We start from the raw sequence: 21,584 nt of genomic DNA on the forward strand, positions 1-21,584 counted from the left end.
CAAATATACTTATAAAAGTTAGAGAGTTGTAGAAAGGCCATGCTTTACAGCTTTATAGTGAGAGAAGTAAAAGCGTAGGGCTTGATCTCGGCATCTTTTAAATCTATACTTTAATTTGATCATGGAGAACAAAACATACAGCGTAATCATCGCTTCTAAAAACCCTGTGAAGGTAAATGCTGCGGTGGACGGACTAAAGCGCATGTTTCCGGAGGCAGATTTTATACCTGAGCCTGTAAGCGTGGCGTCGGGTGTGGCAGACCAACCCATGACCGGGCAGGAGACGCTGCAGGGGGCGCTGAACCGTGTGGCCAATGCAAAAGAAATACACCCGGAGGCTGATTTCTGGATCGGGATAGAAGGCGGTGTGGAGGTGATAACGGAGGAGCTGGCAACTTTTGCGTGGGTGGTGGTGCAGGGCCGGGAGCAGCTTGGCAAAGCACGATCAGGTACTTTTTTCCTGCCTACGCAGGTGCGCGAGCTGGTGGAGCAGGGGGTAGAGTTAGGCACAGCCAACGACAGGGTTTTCAGCCACTCCAACTCCAAACAGAAAGGCGGGGCCATCGGTATTTTATCGCATAACGTGGTGGACAGGCGCGAACTGTACGAGCAGGCGGTGGTGCTGGCGCTGCTGCCTTTCCGGAACAAAAGCCTGTATTTGAAACCACAGCCGCAGCCGCAAGTATAAAATCCTTATGCCTCACATCATCCAAAATCCGCCGCTGCAACTTTGCCCCCTCGGCGACTCAGCTGTGGTGCTGCAGTTCGGCGGGGAGATAGACCTAAACACGCATCATCGTATACGTGCCGTGTCTCAGGTGCTGGAGCAGCAGCCTTTTGCTGGTTTAGTAGAGTTTGTGCCAGCTTTTACCACCATCACCGTTTACTATGATCCTTGGGTGTTGAGCCAGGAAGGAAAGCTGGATGCCTACAGCGAAGCAGTGCAGCAGCTGGAGGTATTGCTGGAGCAGGCAGAAAAAGCCGAGCCAGCGCCAGCGCGGGTGGTGGAGCTGCCAGTAGTGTACGGCGGCAAGTATGGCCCTGATCTGCAGGAGGTCGCGGATCATGCCGGACTGGATGCAGCGGAAGTGATTCGGATACACAGCAGCGGGAAATACCATGTTTACATGATCGGGTTTGCACCTGGCTTTCCGTACTTAGGAGGTATGGATGCGCGTATTGCTACACCTCGTAAAGCCAGCCCAAGAGCAAGTATACCAGCCGGAAGTGTAGGCATTGCCGGAGCGCAGACAGGAGTATACCCTATCAGCACCCCCGGTGGCTGGCAACTTGTAGGGCGCACACCGCTACAGCTCTTCAACCCAAACCGCGATGAGCCGAGTCTTTTGCAAGCAGGTGATGAAGTTCGTTTTGTACCGATTCCGGAGGAGGAATACATAGATAGAGAGGAGGGGCAGGCATGGGTGTGAAAGTGCTTAAGCCCGGCCTGCTAACTACCGTGCAGGACCTTGGCCGCTACGGCTATCAAAAACAAGGTGTGGTGGTGGGCGGAGCCATGGATGCCCTGGCGCTGCGCATCGCGAATCTGCTGGCTGGCAATAGCGAAGGTGCCGCTGCTTTGGAGATTTGCATGCAGGGGCCGGAGCTGCAGTTTGAGCAGGATGCCATGATCGCCATAGCCGGCGCTGACTTATCCGCAAGTATAAATGATAAGCCGGTGCGCCTGTGGCGGCCGGTGCTCGTAAAGGCCGGAAACATACTGCGTTTCGGCAAGCCAAAGCATGCGAATTATGCTTACCTGGCCATGGCCGGAGGAATAAACGTGCCGGTGCAGATGGGCAGCCGCTCCACTTACTTAAGCGCAGGTATCGGAGGACTGGAAGGCAGGGCCTTACGAAGCGCTGATACTTTACACTGTGGTGAGCTGAGTGAGCTGAACAGGGCCATGCTGAGTGAGCTGCTGCTACAGGTAAAAAAGGACGATACTTTTACAGAAGCCAGTTGGAGCCCGGAGCCGGAACTGCTGCCAAGCTATGAGCAAAACCCGGTGCTGCGCGCAAGGGGCGGACTGGAGTATAACTGGTTTTCAGAAAACAGCCGAGGCTATATCTGGAGCGAAAAGTACCAGCTGACCCCGCAGTCAGACAGAATGGGATACAGGTTGCGCGGAGCCACGCTGGCGCTGGAGGAGGAGAAAGACATGCTTTCCTCGGCCGTGAGTTTCGGAACGGTACAGGTGCCGCCGCAGGGTTCTCCCATTATTCTGATGGCCGACTCCCAAACCACCGGCGGTTATCCGCGCATTGCCCAAATCATTACCGCCGACTTGCCCAAGCTGGCACAGGTGCAGTTCGGTGGCATCATTCGGTTTGAGGATGTTAGCCTGGAGGAGGCGCAGCGGCTATTATACAACCAGAAAAAACAAGTGCTTGCCCTGCAGCAGGCAATTAAATACAAGCTTTACCAAGCATGAACCACCTTACTGTAGACCTCAACTGCGACATGGGCGAGAGCTTCGGCTCCTGGAACATGGGCAACGACAGCGAATTGCTCCACTACGTCAGCTCCGCCAACATTGCCTGCGGCTTTCATGCCGGTGATCCTGCCACTATGAAAAAGACGGTGAGGTTGGCCCTGGTAAAAAAAGTGGCAATCGGCGCGCATCCGGGCCTGCCCGATTTAGTTGGCTTTGGAAGAAGAGAGATGGCCGTATCGGCGGCGGAGGTGTATGATATGGTGCTGTACCAGGTGGGGGCGCTGGCTGCCATTGCAAAAGCCGAGGGAGCAAGCCTGCACCACGTAAAGCCGCACGGGGCACTCTACAACATGGCCGCAACCAACCAACAGCTAGCCGAAGCCATAGCCGATGCTGTCTCTAAAATCAATCCGGAACTAATACTATACGGCCTTGCCGGAAGTGAATTGGTAAAGGCCGGCGGAAAGTTTGGCCTCAGGACCGCGAATGAGGTTTTTGCCGATCGTACTTACCAACAGAACGGAACGCTCACGCCTCGCAGCCAGCCCAACGCGCTCATCACCGACGATAAGCAGGCGGTGCAGCAGGTGCTGCGCATGGTGCAGGAAGGCAAAGTGCAGTCGCGGCAGGGGACGGAGGTAAGGATACAAGCAGACACTGTTTGCATACACGGCGACGGGCCACATGCCCTGCCTTTTGCTAAACTAATCCGTGAGCGCCTCATTTCGGAAGGCATTCACATTTCAGCCCTTTAAGCAAGTATGAAACAAAAGAACTGGAGTGTATTGCTCGGTGCGGCTTTTCTGATGGCTACCTCTGCCGTTGGTCCCGGCTTCCTGACGCAAACTACCGTTTTCACGCAGCAATTGGCCGCAAGTTTCGGCTTCGTTATACTTATCTCCATTATTCTGGATATCGGTGTGCAGTTGAATGTGTGGCGGGTGATTGCGGTGTCGGAGCGGCGGGCGCAGGACATCGCTAACTTAGTGCTGCCAGGTTTGGGAGCCGTTATCTCTTTCCTGATTGTGCTGGGTGGCTTGGCTTTCAACATCGGCAATGTGGGCGGTGCCGGGCTTGGCTTTAATGTGCTGCTGGGCATCTCTCCGGAAGTAGGGGCCATGATTGCCGCCGGCATGGCGATTGCTGTTTTCCTGGTGCGTGAGGCCGGTAAGGTAATGGATCGTTTTGCGCAGGTAATGGGCTTTCTGATGATTCTGCTTATTGTATACGTGGCCGTTACGTCTGCGCCGCCACTGGGCGAGGCTGTTGCTAAAACCTTCCTGCCGGATGAGGTGGATGTGCTGGCGATTGTTACCCTGGTGGGCGGCACAGTGGGCGGCTACATTACGTTTGCCGGAGGCCATCGACTGCTGGATGCCGGTATAAAAGGCAAGGCATCGCTTGGTGAGGTAAATACCAGTGCGGTGTCGGGTATTACGGTGGCCTCGGTTATTCGGGTGTTTCTGTTTCTGGCGGCGCTGGGCGTAGTAAGCAAAGGGCTGGTGCTGGATGCTGCCAATCCGCCGGCTTCGGTTTTCCAGTTGGCGGCAGGAGAGGTGGGGTATAAGCTTTTTGGTGTGGTGATGCTCTCTGCTGCGGTTACCTCCGTTATTGGCTCTGCTTATACTTCTGTATCCTTTCTTAAGTCGTTTAGCGGCGTTATCCGCAGGAATGAGAATTGGGTGATCATCGGGTTTATACTTATCTCCACGGCCATTTTCGTAACTATTGGCCAGCCGGTGCGCCTGCTTATACTTGCCGGAGCTCTGAACGGCCTTATCTTGCCGCTTACATTGGGAGTTATACTTTACGCAGCCTACAAGCCAAGCATTATGGGCGATTACCGGCACCCGCCGCTGTTAACGGTTTTCGGTGTGCTGGTGGTGCTGGTGATGGCATACCTCGGCGGTTACACGCTGCTGCAGCAGTTGCCAAAGCTATTTAATTAAGTGCTTTGATTGTTGAAAGCCTGCATTGCTGTGCGTTCAGGCAAGTATGGCGAGAGTCGCGGTGCATTTAACTTTAAGGCTTATACTTTCGAAATCAACCAAAGTATAAGTTTATACTTGCTGCACTTGCAGTTATACTTCATATTACCTCAAATCTGATGATCTGCCTCATGCACCGTTTTACTTATACTTCATCTTACTGATATACGCTGCAGCCAACAATCAAAATCCAGCAATCAACAATTTCCCACTCCCGTAAACCTGGGTATGAGCAAACAGCCAGAGCAGACTGCCACTTTCCGATTTCATGGAGCGCTGAATGATTTTCTGAGCAAGCACCGGAAGCGGCAGGTGATACACTATGCTTTCCGTGGCGCTCCCGCCATAAAAGATGCCATAGAAGCCCTGGGCGTGCCGCATCCGGAGGTGGATGTGGTGCTGGTAAACGGGATGCCGGTTTTGCTCTCGTATGCGCTGCATCCGGACGACGTAGTAGAAGTATACCCGGTGGAAGAGGGGAGAAGCTGGCCGGCTGGTTATACTTTTGTGGAGCAGCATCCGCCCAAAACTAGGCAGTATTTCCATGAGTTTTACCGCTGCCCTTTCTGTAGCCGCATTTACTGGAAAGGCTCCCATTATGAGCGCATGCAGCAGTACATCGCAAAAATCAGGCGCCAGAGTTAAGGCTATCACCTCTGAAATACGGTAAAAACTATCCAAGTAAAATTTGCCCTTTTCTCAAGAATGAAGTGTGAAACCAATACTGCTTGCTCAAAATTAGGGGGTGAGATGTATGTAGAAGCTTAATTTTTTAGGAAAACCTGTCAAAAACTCCCCTAAATTGAGCTATTACGCTAAAAATCGCTTCTCGAAATATTGTTTTGACTGCCTGCTTTGGAAAGTACTTCTTTCTAATTACTTCTTTTTCCCGCTAGTATATAAGCTGCTATGTTTTGCACCTCAGCAAGCATAAGATACGCTACAGATTGTTTAAACTTCATTTTCACTGTGTTTTTTTTGCAATGTTATTGCCAAGGCTGTTGCGTGGCTATTACAAAAAAGCCTGTACATGAACAGTTGAGTGAATTTCAGCAATTGTATTTATTTTATATGTATAAATTGAGTGAGTGCTTCTTCATTAGATGTTATGCGCATTATCGGTATAGTACAGAAATTACTTGGTTTAGATTGCCTTATGCCACAATCTGCTTAAAAATCAAACAATTTAGTATGTTATGGCTATTGCTTTTTAGGTGTTGCAACAGAGAAGTTGAACCAAAAAAAATCAATGTAAATGCAACTAATTAATTCAAAGATTAGCATGGAATATAAAATATTATATATCTTCATGCCTTAATATCAACCTAACATAAATATGAAAAACTATTTACGATGTATTTTGTGGGGGCTATGTATGCTCTTACTACATGCAGAGGGTTTTGCGCAAGGCAAAACTGTAAGTGGAACGGTAACGTCCGCGGAAGACCGAATTGAGCTTCCGGGTGTTTCTGTGACCTTAAAAGGCAAGCAGCGCGGATCTGTAACCGATGCTACCGGCCAGTACACTATCAATAATGTGGAGCCGGGCGATGTGCTTGTGTTCTCCTTTATTGGTATGAAACCGGCAGAACGCACTGTCGGTAACGCAGCAACCATTAACGTAGCATTGCAAGCCGACACCGAAACCCTGAACGAGGTAGTGGTGACAGCTCTTGGTATTAAGCAGGAGAAAAAAGCACTGGGCTATGCCGTAACTGAAGTAAAGGGTTCTACCATCGCTCAGACACAGCGCGAGAACTTCGTGAATGGCTTGGCTGGTCGCGTAGCTGGTGTGGACGTAAACACTACTTCTGGTATGCCGGGTGCATCTACCTCTATTATGATTCGTGGTGTGTCCTCGCTGAGCGGAAGCAACCAACCGCTTTTTGTGGTTGATGGTCTGCCTATCAGCAACAGCACGTTCAATACTTCTGCTTTTGCGTCTACGGGTAGCTCTGCTACAGCGCTTAACAACAGGTCTACTGACTTCACTAACCGTGCGGCGGACATTAACCCCGAAGATATTGAAAGCATCACTATCCTGAAAGGTCCGGAAGCTTCTGCGCTTTACGGTATCGATGCTGCCTCTGGTGCGGTAGTTATTACTACTAAAAGAGGTAAGGCTGGTGCCCCACGCATTGATTATAACAACAGCTTTAGAGTAGAGCGCATCAACAAGTTTCCGGAGGTGCAGCGTGTATACGACCGTGGTGATAACGGCGTAACAGACCCAACCGGCGAAGCGACTTCATACTTTGGAGCACGTTACCCGGAAGGAACGCAGTTCTACGACAACATCGACAACTTCTTCCAGGATGGTTTTACGCAAAAGCATAACCTGTCTTTAAGCGGTGGCTCAGAGAAGGCGACTTACCGTATTTCAGGTGGCTATACAGGACAGGAGGGTTTTGTGCCAGGCACAGATCTGACCAAGTTTAACCTGTCATCTGCGGTAACAGCTGAGATGAACAAGTATATATCTGCTGACCTTACGTTTGCTTATACTTATACAGACAATAACTCAGCCTTTAAAGGCTCGGGTGGTCCGCTGCTGGGCTTGTTAACCTGGCCAGGTACAGACGATGCAAGTGTGTACATGACTCCGAACGGAGAGCGCAGGTTCTATTCTACCGGCGACGGCGAGATTGAGAACCCGTTCTTTAACGTGAACAAAAACACGATCAACAACACCAACAACCGTTACATTACCAACGCGCGCATCATGATTGAGCCACTGGAGTGGTTGCGTTTTGTAGGTAACGCCGGTTTCGACTTCTCTTCTGGCCAGATTACAATGGTACGCCACCCGGAGTCGGCTTACGGCTTCTCTCGCGGCGGTATCTTCGACCAGTCTTTGGATAACAGCAAAAACTTTAACCTGCAGTACTACGGTGAGGTAGATCGTTCTTTCTTCGGCAGCAAACTGAATGCTAACCTGAAAGTTGGTAGCGCTGTTTACTCACAGGAGACTTACACGCAGGCTGTTACAGGCGAGCGTTTCCTGGCTCCAGGTCTGTTCTCTATCGAAAACACAGACAACACCACACACCGTGGCCGTAACCGTCTGTCTGAGCGCCGCCGTATTGGTGCCTTCGGTAACCTGACGCTGGATTATGACAACATCTTCTTCTTAACGCTGACAGGCCGTAACGACTGGAGCTCAACGCTTCCGGTGCAGAACAGGTCTTTCTTCTACCCATCAGTTGGCGGTAGCTTTATCTTCACTGAACTGGAGCCGCTTCGCGGCATCAACAACGTGCTGAGCTACGGTAAACTGCGTGGTTCGTGGGCGCAAGTAGGTAAAGATGCTAACCCGTACAGCATCCGCGCTTTCCTGGAGCCTAAAGGTTCAACCGGCGGTGGATTTGGTTATAGCTTCACTGGCCCTAGCCCAGACCTGCGCCCGGAAATGACAACTTCTTACGAATTTGGTACTGAGCTGAAGTTCTTCAACAATCGCATTGGTATTGATGCAACCTACTTCAACAAGCTTTCAGAAGACCAGATTGTACAGGATATGCGTCTGAGCTATGCCACTGGTTTCATCCTGCAGGCGTTTAACGCTGGTAAAATGAGAACAGAAGGTATAGAGCTGCAGTTTAACGCTTCTCCGGTAGTAAGCTCTAGCTTTACCTGGGATGTGCTGGCAAACTTCACGCACCTGTGGAGCGAACTGATCTCGCTGCCAACTGGCGTAAACGAGTTTTACATGTCTGATACCTGGCTGTACGGCAACGTACGTAACGGTTCTATACTTGGCGGGCCGCTTACTACACTTACAGGCTTTGAATACCAGCGCAACGAAGCAGGCGAGATGCTGATCGACCCGAACACGGGTTACCCGCTTCGCGACCTGACTGAGTGGAAGATTGTAGGTGACAGACAGCCAGACTTTACAGTTGGATTAACAAACTCACTCGCTTACAAAAACTTGTCTTTAAGCTTCCTGCTTGATTTCAGAAAAGGCGGAGACATCTACAACGGTACAGAGCACTTCCTGACGGCCCGCGGCCTGAGCATGAGAACAATGGACCGTGAGACGCCGGTAGTGTTTGAAGGTGTGTTGAAGGATGGCAACGAGAACTCTGCTAACCCAACGCAGAACACAAAAGTGATTGACCCGTCGCGTGACGCGAACTACTGGTCTACTTCTTATGGCCTGCCAGAAACTAACTTTATCGAGAAGGATATCAACTGGGTACGTCTGCGCGACGTGACATTGAACTACAACTTCGATTCAGATCTGTTGAGCCGTGCTAAGTTCATCAAGGCTGGCAGTGTGTTTATTACAGCCACAGACCTTTTCATCCTGACCAACTATTCTGGTTTGGACCCAGTGGTGAACGGTAACTCTGCGGCAGTTGGCGGTAGCGGTGGAGTTGGCTTCGACTATGGTAACTTCCCTATGCCAATCGGTGTGAACTTCGGTGTAAGAGTAGGCTTCTAATCAAGAATTATCATGAGATCAAAATACAATTACTTTAAAAAGATAGTGTGTGCCTCCCTGTTTGCGGCAGGCACACTAGCAACTACGAGCTGCGATAGCTACCTGGATGTAAACACAAACCCGAACGGACCTGACCAAGTGGTGGCACCGCAGTTTTACCTGCCAGCCATTCAGTCTGAGCTTGTTTTGGGTATTCAGTTTGATGCCCGTTACCTGGGCCGCTATATCCAAAACTGGAACTGGCGCGATGTAGACAACACCTGGGATCGCCATGGGTATGTGTCTGGTAGCGATGCGGCCGGCCAGTTATGGCGCTCCGTGTATTGGAACATGGGGGAGAACCTGACCGATATGATCAGCAAGGCTGAGGAAGAAGAGCGCTGGGAATTTGTGGGCGTAGGTTACGTACTGCGTGCCTACGGCTGGCAGATGCTGACGGATTACCACGGTGAAATTATTGTGAAGCAGGCTTTTGAGCCAGGCAGAACAACCTTTGACTATGACTCGCAGGAGTATGTGTACGAAGAGGTAAGACGCCTGACCATGTTGGCCATCGAAAACCTGCAGCGCACAGACGGTAAAGTGGGCAACTCTACTTTAGCGCAGGGCGATCTGATTTACAGCGGTGACCGTGAGAAGTGGCTTCGCTTTGCTTACGGCCTGCTTGCTATTAATGAAAGCCGTCTAACTAACAAATCAACCTTTAACCCGGATAAAGTTATTGAGTATGTAGACAAGGCGCTGAGAAGCAATACCGACGACGCATCTATTCGTTTTGAGGGTGCTGTTAGCTCAGATACAAACTTCTTCGGCCCGCGCCGTGGTAACCTGAACCCGTACCGCCAGTCTAAGTTTATTGTAAGCCTGCTGGATGGCACCAACCCGGTGCTGAACGACCCGACCTTACAGAAAGTAGACCCGGTTTTTGCAGATGCGCACCTGAAAGACCCACGCCTGCCAGTTATGTTGGCTCCTGCTAACGACGGCAAATATCGTGGTGTAACTCCGGGTGTCGGCGTAAACGAGTATACGGTTGCCAATGAGCGTCCGCGTAACCTTTGGGCTACCCCAACAGATAACGTAGCGGCTACCACGGCGAACAAGTACCTGTTTGGCAACAACGCACGCTTCCCGCTGATGACGTATGCGCAGCTGCAGTTTATTAAAGCAGAGGCAGCATACATTAAAGGCGACCAAAGCATGGCGCTTGATGCGTACACCAAAGGCGTAAACGCACACATGGATTTTGTTAAGTCTTTCGTGACCAACGACTCTTCTACACCAGAAGATGAAGTGGCCATTTTCCAGGCCCGCCGTGACGCGTACATGGCCAGCGAGGAACTGATGCCGAAGACTACTGCGGAACTGACCCTGCCGAAGATCATGCTGCAGAAATACATCGCGCAGTGGGGTTGGGGCTTCATTGAGACCTGGTCTGACCTGAGAAGGTATGACTACATTGCAAATGAAGACGGCACCATCGACGATAACCCTGCAAATAATGTTTTCGCTGGCTTCGTGCTTCCAAGCCCATTGTTTGGCCTGAATCAAGGCAAGCCAGCTTACCGTTTCCGTCCGCGCTATAACTCAGAGTATATGTGGAATGTGGCGTCTTTGGAATCAATCGGTGGCTTAGAGCAGGATTACCATACAGTAGAAATGTGGTTTAGTAAGTAATTATCAGATAATCATACATGAAAAATATACTTTATAAATCATTCGCGTTGCTTGCGGCCGGCCTGATGCTGGGCTCCTGCGATGAGAATGCCATTGAAGACCATAATGAGCCGGTAAACGGCGGTGCATTTATTAAGTTTGTGCATGCTGCGCCAGCCGCACCTGCCGTAAACTTTATGCTGGATAATACTAAAATATCTGCACTGGCTGCTAACAGCGCCGGCGAAGAGCAGGGGCTTGGTTATACTACCATCTCAGTTTTTCCGTTAAGCTACGGCTATGCAAACGTACCTTCCGGTGCCTACACACTGCAGGCGATGAGCCCTGCTACAGTAGGTGCAGGTGTGGTGAGCAACTCCAGCGTAACCTTAAACGAAGGAGCGTATTATACTAATTTTCTGCTAGGCGAAGCCGAAGGGTTTAGCAACTTTTTGGTGGAAGACAATTTGCCGGAAGCGGATTATAGCAAGAGCTATATTCGTTTCGTGAATTTGGCGAAAAACTTTCCGGCAGATTATGATGCCGAGGCTGTGCGCACTGCTACTTCTGAAACGCCAGAAACCAGAACAGTGATAGGAACTGATGTGGCATACAAAGGTAACACTGCTTATGTAGCTATCGAAGCTCAGGGTTCTTACGTGGTAGAGTTTAAAACGCAGAATGCTGCCGGTGAGCCTGTGACGATCAAATCGTCTAGCTTCACGCCTACAGCAGGTCGTGTTTACACGTATACTTTGCGTGGCGATCTTGCTACTACTGCAGCTGTTAGCCATATTCTTTTCAGAGACAGATAAGCTTCACGGCTTTTCATAGGACTGCAAGCGCCGCCCAAATGGGCGGCGCTTCTTTTTTGTTTTCTGTTCTAATAACCATACTTGCTGATGCAGTGTTTAAGTATAGTTATTTCTCTGCCCAAGCAGCATAGCTCTCTCTAAAACAAAAAGGCCCCACCTTTAAGGCAGGGCCGATATAACCAACATCAATAGGATAAAGGTATTAGTATTTATACTTTACAGTTACTGCCTGCGAAGGAGCGCTTTCGTTCTGCTGCCTATCCAGAGCCGTGACAACGTAAGTATACTTGCCGCTTTCAAGCGGTGTCTCATCAATATAGGCGGTGTTGGTGCCGAATACTTTTGCCACAATACTAACAGGACTGGTAAGGTCAGGTACTACTGGCTCCCACTTCCGCTCTTCCCAAAAGGCGCGCTTCCAGAATGGGGTTTCCCACATGCTTTCTTTCTCAAACCGGTAAATTACATAATAGCGCACATTCTGGTCGTGCTGCCAGTGCAGTCTTACACCTGTTTCGGTTTGGCGCACTTTAAGCGAGAAAGGCGGCTCCAGTTCCTCACTTTTCTTCCAGACCATTACAGGCAGCAGGGCTGGATATTTATAGTATGAGTTCCGGAGCGAATCCTGCAAATTGTTTGGATTGCTCATAACAGATTTAGAGCTGAAAAATACACTTCCTGCTACGTTTGGCGTCGTTCTGCCCAATTGCAGCTGCCGCGGAATCTGGGTAGGGTCGTGCCACTCCGGGTAAGTAGGGTCTGTGGCTACTTTATAGGCACCCAAGCCAATGTAAAGGTGGCGCTGAAATGCGTTTTGTCCCCACCATTCAACCACTGTTTTATAGTCAGCGGCCGGGTTGCCTATGTGCCAGTATACTTGCGGAACCAAATAATCAATCCAGCCAAGCTGCATCCATTTGCGTGTGTCTGCATATAAAGCCGTGTAACTTGGTGCACCTGCGCGTGTGGCAGAACCGTCAGGGCCGTCGGCAAGGTTTTTCCAGACACCAAACGGGCTTATGCCGAACTTTACCCACGGCTTAGCAGAATTTATACTATCAGAAATCCCTTTGATGAGTTCATCTACATTATAGCGTCGCCAGTCATCTTTGTTTGTAAAAAGGCCTTTGTAGGCAGCATAGGTCTTCTCATCCGGGAAAGGGGATTTAGCAATAGGGTAGGGGTAGAAGTAATCGTCAAAATGCACGCCGTCAATATCATAGCGGTTTACCACGTCTAGAACAACTTGCGTAATATACTGGCGCACTTCCGGTATACCTGGGTTGAACAGCAGTTTGCCGTCATATTTTACAAACCATTCCGGCTTGCGTTTGGTAATGTGTTTTGGGTCTACTTCAGCCTTGGCATCAAACGTGGCGCGGTACGGGTTAAACCAGGCATGAAACTCCATGCCGCGCTTGTGGGCTTCCTCCAGCATAAACTGCAGCGGGTCATAGGGTGGGTTCATGGCCAGGCCCTGTTTGCCGGTCAGCCACTCAGACCATGGCTCCAGGTTGCTGCGGTACAAAGCATCGGCTGCAGGGCGAACTTGTACAATTACGGCATTCATGCCGTTTTTCTGGTGCTCATCCAAAATGTACTTAAACTCCTGTTGCTGCACTGTAGGGGAGAGTCCTTTTTGCCCCGGCCAATCTATGTTGGCTACGGTAGCCACCCAAACAGCACGGAATTCGCGCTTCATTGGCTGTGGCTGTGCCTGAACTTTAGCCGCAAAAGCCAGCGAAAAAATGATCAGAAAGTACTGTAGTAAAGGTTTGCTCATGAAGGTAGGTGTTAGTGATGGACGGTACTATTAGAAGCCACGTTTTGGTTTAAGCTAGAATCTGGTATGAGAATCATATTTATAGCTAAATATAGTATTTGGATGTTATTTAGGAAACAGAGAGGGTAAAATAAAGCGCACAATTTGTACTATATATTTTTAAGCGGAAGAGTGAGAAGAAACTGTCATAACATAGGCTTCTTTTGTAGTAAAAGGGCTAAATTTACCTTCTAACACGCTAATCATTAATCACTAATTGCTTTGAAAAAAAGTTCTAATCTCTTGCTCACCCTTATTGCCTTCCTGCTAGTGGGGGCAATGCATGCGGAAGCGCAGAGGAGCACCTCTAAGACCCGCCGCAGTTCAACTCAAAAAGCAGCTGCCAAAGTTTTTAACCCAGCCACTGACCCGCCGTTTCTGGATGCCAATCAAGCTTGGGTAGACTCCGTATTTAACACGCTGAGCCCGGAAGAGCGCATTGCGCAGCTGATCATGATTCCGGTATACTCTAACAAAGACCAGGCGCACATCGACTCTGTAAGCAGGCTGATAACAAAGTATAAAGTAGGTGGGCTGATCTTCTTTCAGGGTGGCCCGGTGCGGCAGGCGCACATGACCAACCGCTACCAAAAGGAAAGCAAAGTGCCGCTAATGGTAAGTATAGACGGGGAGTGGGGCCTGGCCATGCGCCTCGACAGTACAATTAAGTTTCCGTACCAGATGGCCTTGGGTGGCATAGAAGACGAAAAACTGGTATATGAAATGGGAGCCGAAATTGCCCGCCAGTGCCGCCGCTTAGGGATACACGTAAATTTTGCCCCTGTGGTGGACGTGAACAACAACGCGAACAACCCGGTAATCGGCTTCCGCTCATTCGGCGAAGACAAGTATAACGTGACACGCAAAGCCATGGCCTACATGCACGGCATGCAGGACGAGAAGGTGCTGGCCAATGCCAAACACTTTCCGGGCCACGGCGATACCAACGTAGACTCGCACTATGGCTTGCCGGTAATCCATTTCTCCAAGCTGCGCCTCGATTCGGTGGAGCTGTATCCGTTCCGCCAGTTAATGAAAAACGGCCTGGGTAGTTTGATGGTGGCGCACATGAACATCCCGGTGCTGGACAATACTGACAGCCTGGCCTCTACACTTTCCAAGCCAATCGTGACTGATCTTCTGAAGAAGGAAATGGGGTACAAAGGTTTAGTATTTACCGATGCGCTCAACATGCAGGGGGTGGCAAAGTTCTATCCTCCGGGCATTGTGGATGTAAAGGCGTTGCTTGCCGGAAACGACATGCTCCTGAACACGATGGATGTAAAAACTACCATTGAGGAAATAAAGAAAGCGATTGCCAACGGCCAGATAACACAGGCAGAAGTAGACGCTCGTGCCCGCAAGGTACTGGCCGCCAAGCAGTGGCTGGGGCTGGACAAGTATAAACCGATCGAAACGAAAAACCTGATCGAAGACCTGAACAACCCGCAGGCGAAGTACCTGAACCAGCAGTTAGTGGAGGCTTCGCTTACGCTGCTGCGCAATAAGCAGAACATACTGCCGGTGCAGAATATAGATACGTTAAAAGTAGCGGCCCTCGCTATCGGTACTAAACAAGAAACCGATTTTCAGCGCGGCTTGGCCCGTTATACTAAAGTTGATACTTTCTTTCTGCAGTCAACTGCCACTATCGCGGAGCTGATGGCCCTGAAGGAGAAGCTGCAGAACTATAACCTGATTGTGGCCGGCGTGCATAAACTGAACCTCAAAGCAGGCAGTAGCAGCTTTGGTATTACCGCCGAGATGAACCTTTTTCTGAAGGATCTTATCCGTTCTAAGTCTACTATTGTGGGTGTATTTGGCAACGTGTATAGCTTGGCTGAGCTGGAGAGTTTAGATAAGGCTGATGCTGTTATCGCTGCATACCAGGAAACACCGCAAACACAAGACCTGGCGGCGCAGATGATTTTTGGAGGCATCGGAGCTAAAGGAAAGCTTCCGGTAACCATTAACAGCAACTTTAAAATCGGGGACGGCTTACAAACGAACGGCGGGCTGCGCTTTGCTTATACTTACCCGGAAGCTGTTGGCCTGAAAACCGCACACTTCACCGGAATAGACTCGCTGGTGGCGCAGGCTATAGAGCAGAAAGCCACGCCTGGTGCGCAGGTGCTGGTGGCAAAAGACGGTAAGGTGATCTACCACAAAGCCTATGGTTTCCATACGTATGATAACAACCGCCCCGTTAAAGTAGATGACATTTACGATTTGGCTTCAGTAACCAAGATCAGCACCTCGCTGGCTGCATTTATGAAACTGAGCGGCGAGGGTCGTTTTGATGTGGATCGTACGCTGGGCGAGTACCTGCCGATTGTAGAGGGATCTAACAAAGAGAACTTAAAATACCGCGATATTCTGACGCATCAGGCGGGCTTAAAATCCTGGATTCCTTTTTGGAAAGAGACTGTGAAAAAGAACGGTAAATTTAAGTGGGCAACCTTTAAAACCGATTCTTCGCGCCGCTTCCCGATAAAGGTGGCAAACAACTTATACATCCACCGCAAGTACTGCAACAAGATCATGAAGGCGATCGTTAAGTCGCCGCTGAACGAGAAGCCGGGTTATGTATACAGCGACCTGTCGTTTATACTTGCGCCAATGGTAGTTCAGAACATCACCAAGCAGGACTTTGAAACATACCTGAAGCAAAACATTTACCAGCCGATTGGCGCTACCACGCTTACATTTAATCCTTATAAATACTACGCATCGGAGCGCATTGTGCCGACAGAGTATGATGAGTTGTTCCGTAAGCAGCTATTGCACACCACGGTGCATGATGAAGGCGCTGCCATGCTGGGCGGTGTTAGCGGCCATGCCGGCCTTTTCGGTAACTCTAACGACGTAGCCAAACTGATGCAGCTATACTTAAACGATGGCAAGTTTGCCGGCGAAACCTATATTGGAGGCAACAAAGTAAGCGAGTTTAGCAAGTGCCAGTTCTGTGACCAGGGTAATTACCGCGCGCTGGGCTTCGATCGTCCGGCCAAGCCAGGCGAGCAGAACAGCAATGCCGCTCCGAGTGCGCCGGTAGAGAGCTTTGGCCACTCCGGTTTTACAGGCACCTATACTTGGGTAGATCCGGTGAACAACCTGGTTTATGTGTTCCTGTCTAACCGCGTTAACCCGACCCGCGAAAACCCGATGCTGAGCAGGCTAAACACCCGCACCAATGTGCTGCAGGTGGTGTACGATGCTATCGAGAAAAGCAAAAAAGTACAGCAGTAACAGCAATATCAAACAGATAAAAAAAGAGGCGCCATACTTGGTGCCTCTTTTTTTATGCGGTGAGCCTGTTTAAAGTTCAACAGTAATAAACTGCCTGCCCTTGCTGCGTGTTTTCACCAGCAAGATTAACAGCATCTGTATTTTGATTGTTGGTGAAAAACACCAATAATGGCGGGTGTAGGCCCTGTAACCGAAAACTCTAAACAGCTTCATAAGAAATGGGTAAGCTATGCTACTTTTCCAAGCAAGAGGATTTAAGGTTTTCTACCTCGTTTATAAGCTCATCAATATCCAGGTCATGCTCATCTAAGAACCTGAAAATAATCGCATTACTTGGCAGAAACACCACGTAGTTTTCGCCAAATCCTAGCATATAAGTTACCCTGGTTTTACACTTCCCAGTATCTATTTCTTTTGACCAAAAGGAGTGTTGGTAGTTTGCTCCCCTGAAATCATGGTTGGTGCTGTATCCCGTCCATTCAGTTTTTGCAAAAGCTTCGGCTACTCTTTTTTTATTCAGGAGCTGCTTTCCTTCATGGCTTCCTCCATTGGCAAAAAGTAGCGCAATTTTGGCGGCTTCGTCAATGGTAGGTAAGGCGCCGAAAGCAAGTATGGGAATGGCTTGGGCTTCATTTGCTTCGATAGTATGCAGCAAAGAGAAATTGGCTGCACCGATTGGTTCCAGCACGTTCTCCTGCACCAAGTCCCAGTAATTCAGTTTTCTGCTTTCTTTTTCTTCCACGTATTGTTGCAAGGCATAAGATAAGACAAACAAGTTGGTAGAAGCATAGTTGAATTTCTGGCCTGGCGATTCGGGAGCATCTCCTAGGCTGGCGATATTCTGAATGGCTTGCTCTGCGGTTTCTGCGGCTATGAGTGGAAGGAAGAGTTGCTCCGGACCTTCGCCTCCTACGGTTCCCGTCACCATATTAAGTGTATGCGAGAAGGTGACACCCTGCCAGCCAGCATGGTTTTTCAATGCCGGCACATAGTCTGTAAGAAGAGCGTTAAATACTTTCCCCTGGTATCTTTCCTCAAAATACATCAATGCCAAAGCCCCGGCCATACTTTTAGTCACAGAGTATAAACCGTGGCGCATTTCATCAGGGTAAGGGTACAAGCCGTGTCGGGTTTTAGGCGGGTGTACGTAAAGTGTGTCGTTCATCCAAACAGCCCCCATACTTGTAGGCGCATTAGTGGCGATCATCTTGTTAAAGTAGCCGGCAACTTTTTGGCGGGAGTCTATCTCGCTGAGTGGTCTTACAGGAAGTTTTCGGGATGCTGCTTGTGCATGCTGTCTGATGAGCTCAACAGAGTCTATAAATTGCTTTGCCTTAAATTCAGCTGGCAGCAGGCCGCTCAGGTTACCTAATTGTTTGTCGTCAATATCTGCTGTCTCCTGGCTGCATTGCAGGCAAACGTTACTTACGGCATCTTTTTTATAAACGAATGTGGCCACACAGTTTCTGGCTTGCCCCACCCATCTGTCTGTTAAGGTTAGCGGAAATGAGCCACGACTCCACGCGCCGTCTTCTTTTTCCTGCCATACTTTGCCTGTTCCTACAATTACATCCCAGTAGCTTTTGCTTTGTTGTTTGGTGGAGATTTTATCTTTTCGCCGCAGAATCAGCTCTCCGTGGTGTGAAATGAAGTCTAGTTGCAACTCCGGAAAAATGTTCTCCCCCGGATAATATGCTTTTTCCTTTGGATAGCTTAATTCAGTTTCTTGCAAAATTATAGTGCCGGAAAAAGGAGTTGTTGCCGGAGTGCTCCACTCGGGCTTGGCAAAGTAACTCATATCAAGCAGAGGTTGCGCTTTTCCTTCTATTAAGTCGTTGAATGTTAAGTGATTTCGCGGTTGGGTCAAGACTGGACCAACCCATTCTGATGGCCTGCTTTGACAGGAAGCGAGCAGGAAAATCAGACAGATGAAGTATGAAATTAGAATTGATTTTATTTTTCTATTTACCATTTAAACAGGTTTTAAATCAATGGTTTAGTTGCTGTTTATACTTTATAGAGCAGTTAGTAGTAAGCTATTAGATACATTAAATAAGATAAAAGTATAAACAGGTTGTGTTTCTAAACGATACGAACGGCATCAACAGCTTGAACAAGCAAATACAATAACCCTTCGCCTTTAACAGTAGTAAGTATAGTATTACATAAATATAACTATCAATTTATACGATGCCTAAAACTTTACTTTTACTTACTATGCTACTGCTAAACGGTTTTGCAGTTATGGCGCAGACGGAAACAGAGGCTGATACCTTGTGGCGACGATCTTTTACGGCCGGTATCAACCTTAACCAATCCGCTTTCAGCGATAACTGGAAAGCAGGAGGCGTCAGTTCTATTGCCTTTAACTCTAACCTTGATGCCCGTGCTGATTACGCCTCAGGCAGTGTAACCTGGGACAATGCGGTGCAACTGCAGTACGGCCTCCTTAAAAACAAAGGCGAAGACCAGCGCAAAAGTCTTGACCGCATCTACCTGGACACAAAGTATGGCTACAAGTTCACTTCTGACTGGAATGCCTTTGTCTCAGCTAATTTTCTATCCCAGTTTACGAAAGGGTATGAGTATGATGTAGACGCTGACGGAACTGACCGGCTGATATCCAATTTCATGTCTCCCGGCTTTCTTACCTTTGCTTTGGGTGCGGAGTATAAGCCCAATCCATACTTCTCGTTACGCCTGAGCCCGTTTGCGCCGCGCCTAACTTTTTTAGTTGACGATGAGGTGGGAGCAAATGAGCGCTACGGAGTGCCGGAAGGAAAACAGGTGCGTACAGAATGGCTGGCGGCCATGGTGCAGGCCACTTACGATCGCGATATCATGACCAATCTGCACTTCAGGGCCAAATACATGTCTTTTATCAACTACAAAGAGTTGTCTGCCAAGCGCATTGATCATATGCTGAACGCCACGCTAACGGCAAAAGTGAACCGCTATATTAATGTAAACCTGATGGGTAATTTTATTTATGACTACGATCAGGATGTAGCCATACAATACAACCAGTCTTTGGGCCTGGGCATACTTTATACCATGCAGGGCTTCTCAGTCAAATAATTTAGCGGCTGTACAAGTATAAAAAGCACAAAGCCCGCTCAGAAACTGAGCGGGCTTTTTCGTAGCTCTAAAACCTTTTGATTCCTATATGTCCCTTAAGAGAGGGTGGTTTAGTAACTGTAGCGTACGAATGCCTCCATCGCCTCATAATCTGCAAGGCCAAGGTTATGATATTGTGCTGCGGTTTCGCGGTTGCGTTCTTCGGCGCGTACCCAAAACTCGCGGGAGTCGTCGCCCGGGAAAACCGGCGTGTCTTTCTGTGACTGGTGCTTGAAGATAGCCTGTCGCTTGCGTATCACCTCCTGCGGCGACAGCGGCACAGCCATTTCGATCTCATGGGTTTCAAACTCGTGCCATGCGCCGCGGTACATCCACAGCCAGCAGTCGCTTACCCAGGCCTCACCGGCTTCGCGCAGGCGCTGCAGGGCGGCTACTATAATTTTGAAGCATACAATGTGGGTGCCATGCGGGTCTGCAAAATCTCCGGCGGCAAAAACCTGCTGTGGCTTTACGCGCTGCAGCAGCTCCATGGTAAGCTTAATGTCTTCGTCAGAAACAGAGTTTTTCTTATGCTTGCCTGTTTCGTAAAACGGCAGCGCCATAAAATGGATATGGTCATCCTCCAGGCCGGCGTAGCGGGCCCCGGCATAAGCTTCACTCTTTCTGATAAAGCCCTTTACATCCAGAATTTCCTGCGTGTCTACCTGGTTTGGCTGCTTCTCCTCAATAAAGCCGCGCATGTCGTCGTAGATATTCTGCAGCTTGCTGGTGTCGTTGCCGATGCTTCTGTTAAAGTCCATCGCAAACTCTACGTAGCGCAGCACGTCATCATCCCAAACGGCTGTGTTGCCTGAAGTCTGGTAAGCCACATGCACCTCATGGCCTTGGTCTACTAGCCGGATAAACGTACCGCCCATAGAGATCACGTCATCGTCCGGGTGAGGGGAGAAGATGACCACACGCTTCTGGGCAGGCTCGGCACGCTCAGGGCGCTGCGTATCGTCAGCTTTTGGCTTGCCACCTGGCCAACCGGTAATAGTATGCTGTATTTTATTGAAGATGTCGATGTTGATGTTGTAGGCCGGGCCATACTCGGTTGCCAGCTGCGCCATGCCGTTGTTGTTGTAATCCTCTTCCGTCAGCTTCAGAATAGGTTTGTTCAGCGTCTGCGATAGCCAGATAACGGCTTTCTTTCGCAGCTGTATATCCCAAACGCAGTCTTTCACCAGCCAAGGTGTGTTAAAGCGGGTCAGTTCTGAGGCGGCATCCTCATCCAGCACAAACTCCACATTATTGGAAAGCTGCAGGTAGGTAGCCGGCACTTCGCTCGACATTTCACCCTCCACGGCTTTTTTAATGATGGGCGCTTTCTTCTGGCTCCAGGCCATCAGGATAATTTCGCGGGCCTTAAATATGGTACCAATACCCATGGTAATGGCCTTGGTAGGTACGTTTTCCTTACCACCGAAATCGCGGGCTGCGTCGCGGCGGGTCAGGTCGTCCAAGGTTACAAGGCGCGTGCCGGAGTTTGGCGCAGAGCCCGGCTCGTTGAAACCGATGTGGCCCGTACGTCCGATGCCCAGCACCTGCAGGTCCAGGCCGCCTATTTCCTCTATCTGTCTTTCATAGTTCAGGCAGTAATCGTGAATCTCGTCTTTCGGCAAAGTGCCGTCCGGAATGTGCACGTTATCCTTCTTGATGTCGATGTGGTTGAACAGGTTCTCGTTCATAAACGTGACGTAGCTTTGGGCTGCGTCAGGCTGCATCGGGTAGTACTCGTCGAGGTTAAAGGTAATAACGTTGTGGAAGCTTAAGCCTTCCTCGCGGTGCATCCTCACTAACTCCGCATACACCCCTACTGGAGTGGCGCCTGTGGCCAAGCCCAGTACAGCCTGCTCTCCGTTGTTCTGCTTGTTCCGGATGAGGTCAGCAATGCGTCTTGCCACTGTTACCGAGGCAGTGTTCTGGTCAGGGTATACGCTTACCGGAAGCTTCTCGAAACGGGTTTCTTCCAGTAGGTTAAGTCTTGGGGTAGCGCGTTGCTGGTTAAAAGCTGTGCTGTTGTTAAGTGGATGCATAATGCGTTCGAACT

General features: G+C 49.5%; 15 protein-coding genes. 12 read left to right on the forward strand and 3 right to left on the reverse strand.

Going from position 1 to position 21,584, the window contains the following annotated elements:
• Window positions 1–121 precede the first annotated feature (121 nt).
• The 10 genes from yjjX (at window position 122) to Q1B04_RS01830 (ending at window position 11,343) form a co-directional block, all read left to right on the forward strand.
• Complete coding sequence (gene yjjX, locus Q1B04_RS01785; protein ID WP_299754789.1) at window positions 122–688, forward strand: inosine/xanthosine triphosphatase; 567 nt, start codon at window positions 122–124, stop codon at window positions 686–688.
• A gap of 7 nt (window positions 689–695) precedes the next feature.
• The gene (pxpB, locus tag Q1B04_RS01790; protein WP_299754791.1) at window positions 696–1,430 is read left to right on the forward strand and encodes a 5-oxoprolinase subunit PxpB; all 735 of its coding nucleotides are present in this window, start codon (window positions 696–698) and stop codon (window positions 1,428–1,430) included.
• Window positions 1,421–2,434, forward strand: a complete 1,014-nt coding sequence (locus Q1B04_RS01795) for a biotin-dependent carboxyltransferase family protein (protein WP_299754793.1) — start codon at window positions 1,421–1,423, stop codon at window positions 2,432–2,434. The genes pxpB and Q1B04_RS01795 overlap by 10 nt, the downstream gene beginning before the upstream one ends.
• Window positions 2,431–3,192 (forward strand): 5-oxoprolinase subunit PxpA, encoded by a 762-nt coding sequence (locus Q1B04_RS01800; protein WP_299754795.1) that lies wholly within the window; start codon window positions 2,431–2,433, stop codon window positions 3,190–3,192. The genes Q1B04_RS01795 and Q1B04_RS01800 overlap by 4 nt, the downstream gene beginning before the upstream one ends.
• A gap of 6 nt (window positions 3,193–3,198) precedes the next feature.
• Complete coding sequence (locus tag Q1B04_RS01805) at window positions 3,199–4,386, forward strand: NRAMP family divalent metal transporter (protein WP_299754798.1); 1,188 nt, start codon at window positions 3,199–3,201, stop codon at window positions 4,384–4,386.
• A gap of 12 nt (window positions 4,387–4,398) precedes the next feature.
• Window positions 4,399–4,545, forward strand: a complete 147-nt coding sequence (locus Q1B04_RS01810; RefSeq protein ID WP_299754800.1) for a hypothetical protein — start codon at window positions 4,399–4,401, stop codon at window positions 4,543–4,545.
• A gap of 108 nt (window positions 4,546–4,653) precedes the next feature.
• Complete coding sequence (locus tag Q1B04_RS01815; protein ID WP_299754801.1) at window positions 4,654–5,070, forward strand: Mut7-C RNAse domain-containing protein; 417 nt, start codon at window positions 4,654–4,656, stop codon at window positions 5,068–5,070.
• Between the two features lie 730 nt (window positions 5,071–5,800).
• Complete coding sequence (locus Q1B04_RS01820) at window positions 5,801–8,872, forward strand: SusC/RagA family TonB-linked outer membrane protein (protein ID WP_299754804.1); 3,072 nt, start codon at window positions 5,801–5,803, stop codon at window positions 8,870–8,872.
• Between the two features lie 12 nt (window positions 8,873–8,884).
• Window positions 8,885–10,549 carry a SusD/RagB family nutrient-binding outer membrane lipoprotein gene (locus Q1B04_RS01825; RefSeq protein WP_299754806.1) on the forward strand — a complete coding sequence of 555 codons (1,665 nt, stop codon included), beginning with the start codon at window positions 8,885–8,887 and terminating at the stop codon, window positions 10,547–10,549.
• A gap of 17 nt (window positions 10,550–10,566) precedes the next feature.
• Window positions 10,567–11,343 carry a DUF4397 domain-containing protein gene (locus Q1B04_RS01830; protein ID WP_299754808.1) on the forward strand — a complete coding sequence of 259 codons (777 nt, stop codon included), beginning with the start codon at window positions 10,567–10,569 and terminating at the stop codon, window positions 11,341–11,343.
• A gap of 202 nt (window positions 11,344–11,545) precedes the next feature.
• Here the strand turns inward: Q1B04_RS01830 and Q1B04_RS01835 are convergent, their stop codons facing one another.
• The gene (locus Q1B04_RS01835) at window positions 11,546–13,126 is read right to left on the reverse strand and encodes a family 10 glycosylhydrolase (RefSeq protein ID WP_299754810.1); all 1,581 of its coding nucleotides are present in this window, start codon (window positions 13,124–13,126) and stop codon (window positions 11,546–11,548) included.
• Between the two features lie 261 nt (window positions 13,127–13,387).
• On the opposite strand from Q1B04_RS01835, the gene Q1B04_RS01840 reads away from it, so the two are divergent.
• Window positions 13,388–16,414: a glycoside hydrolase family 3 N-terminal domain-containing protein gene (locus Q1B04_RS01840; protein ID WP_366524590.1), complete on the forward strand. Its 3,027-nt coding sequence runs from the start codon at window positions 13,388–13,390 to the stop codon at window positions 16,412–16,414.
• 232 nt (window positions 16,415–16,646) lie between these two features.
• Here Q1B04_RS01840 and Q1B04_RS01845 read toward each other — a convergent pair whose 3' ends face one another.
• On the reverse strand, window positions 16,647–18,212 hold the full coding sequence (locus tag Q1B04_RS01845; RefSeq protein ID WP_299754812.1) for a serine hydrolase: 1,566 nt from the start codon (window positions 18,210–18,212) through the stop codon (window positions 16,647–16,649).
• 419 nt (window positions 18,213–18,631) lie between these two features.
• Between Q1B04_RS01845 and Q1B04_RS01850 the strand changes: the two genes are divergently transcribed.
• Complete coding sequence (locus Q1B04_RS01850; RefSeq protein WP_299754814.1) at window positions 18,632–19,492, forward strand: DUF3078 domain-containing protein; 861 nt, start codon at window positions 18,632–18,634, stop codon at window positions 19,490–19,492.
• 110 nt (window positions 19,493–19,602) lie between these two features.
• Here the strand turns inward: Q1B04_RS01850 and nagB are convergent, their stop codons facing one another.
• On the reverse strand, window positions 19,603–21,570 hold the full coding sequence (nagB, locus tag Q1B04_RS01855; protein ID WP_299754816.1) for a glucosamine-6-phosphate deaminase: 1,968 nt from the start codon (window positions 21,568–21,570) through the stop codon (window positions 19,603–19,605).
• Window positions 21,571–21,584: the final 14 nt, after the last annotated feature.

This window comes from uncultured Pontibacter sp. (genome assembly GCF_947495565.1).
Taxonomy (GTDB): Bacteria; Bacteroidota; Bacteroidia; order Cytophagales; family Hymenobacteraceae; genus Pontibacter.

Coding starts and splice junctions, on each gene's coding strand:
- yjjX (WP_299754789.1), top strand. CDS start 122: ATGGAGAACAAAACATACAGCGTAATCATCGCTTCTAAAAACCCTGTG.
- pxpB (WP_299754791.1), top strand. CDS start 696: ATGCCTCACATCATCCAAAATCCGCCGCTGCAACTTTGCCCCCTCGGC.
- Q1B04_RS01795 (WP_299754793.1), top strand. CDS start 1,421: ATGGGTGTGAAAGTGCTTAAGCCCGGCCTGCTAACTACCGTGCAGGAC.
- Q1B04_RS01800 (WP_299754795.1), top strand. CDS start 2,431: ATGAACCACCTTACTGTAGACCTCAACTGCGACATGGGCGAGAGCTTC.
- Q1B04_RS01805 (WP_299754798.1), top strand. CDS start 3,199: ATGAAACAAAAGAACTGGAGTGTATTGCTCGGTGCGGCTTTTCTGATG.
- Q1B04_RS01815 (WP_299754801.1), top strand. CDS start 4,654: ATGAGCAAACAGCCAGAGCAGACTGCCACTTTCCGATTTCATGGAGCG.
- Q1B04_RS01820 (WP_299754804.1), top strand. CDS start 5,801: ATGCTCTTACTACATGCAGAGGGTTTTGCGCAAGGCAAAACTGTAAGT.
- Q1B04_RS01825 (WP_299754806.1), top strand. CDS start 8,885: ATGAGATCAAAATACAATTACTTTAAAAAGATAGTGTGTGCCTCCCTG.
- Q1B04_RS01830 (WP_299754808.1), top strand. CDS start 10,567: ATGAAAAATATACTTTATAAATCATTCGCGTTGCTTGCGGCCGGCCTG.
- Q1B04_RS01835 (WP_299754810.1), bottom strand. CDS start 13,126: ATGAGCAAACCTTTACTACAGTACTTTCTGATCATTTTTTCGCTGGCT.
- Q1B04_RS01845 (WP_299754812.1), bottom strand. CDS start 18,212: ATGAGTTACTTTGCCAAGCCCGAGTGGAGCACTCCGGCAACAACTCCT.
- Q1B04_RS01850 (WP_299754814.1), top strand. CDS start 18,632: ATGCTACTGCTAAACGGTTTTGCAGTTATGGCGCAGACGGAAACAGAG.
- nagB (WP_299754816.1), bottom strand. CDS start 21,570: ATGCATCCACTTAACAACAGCACAGCTTTTAACCAGCAACGCGCTACC.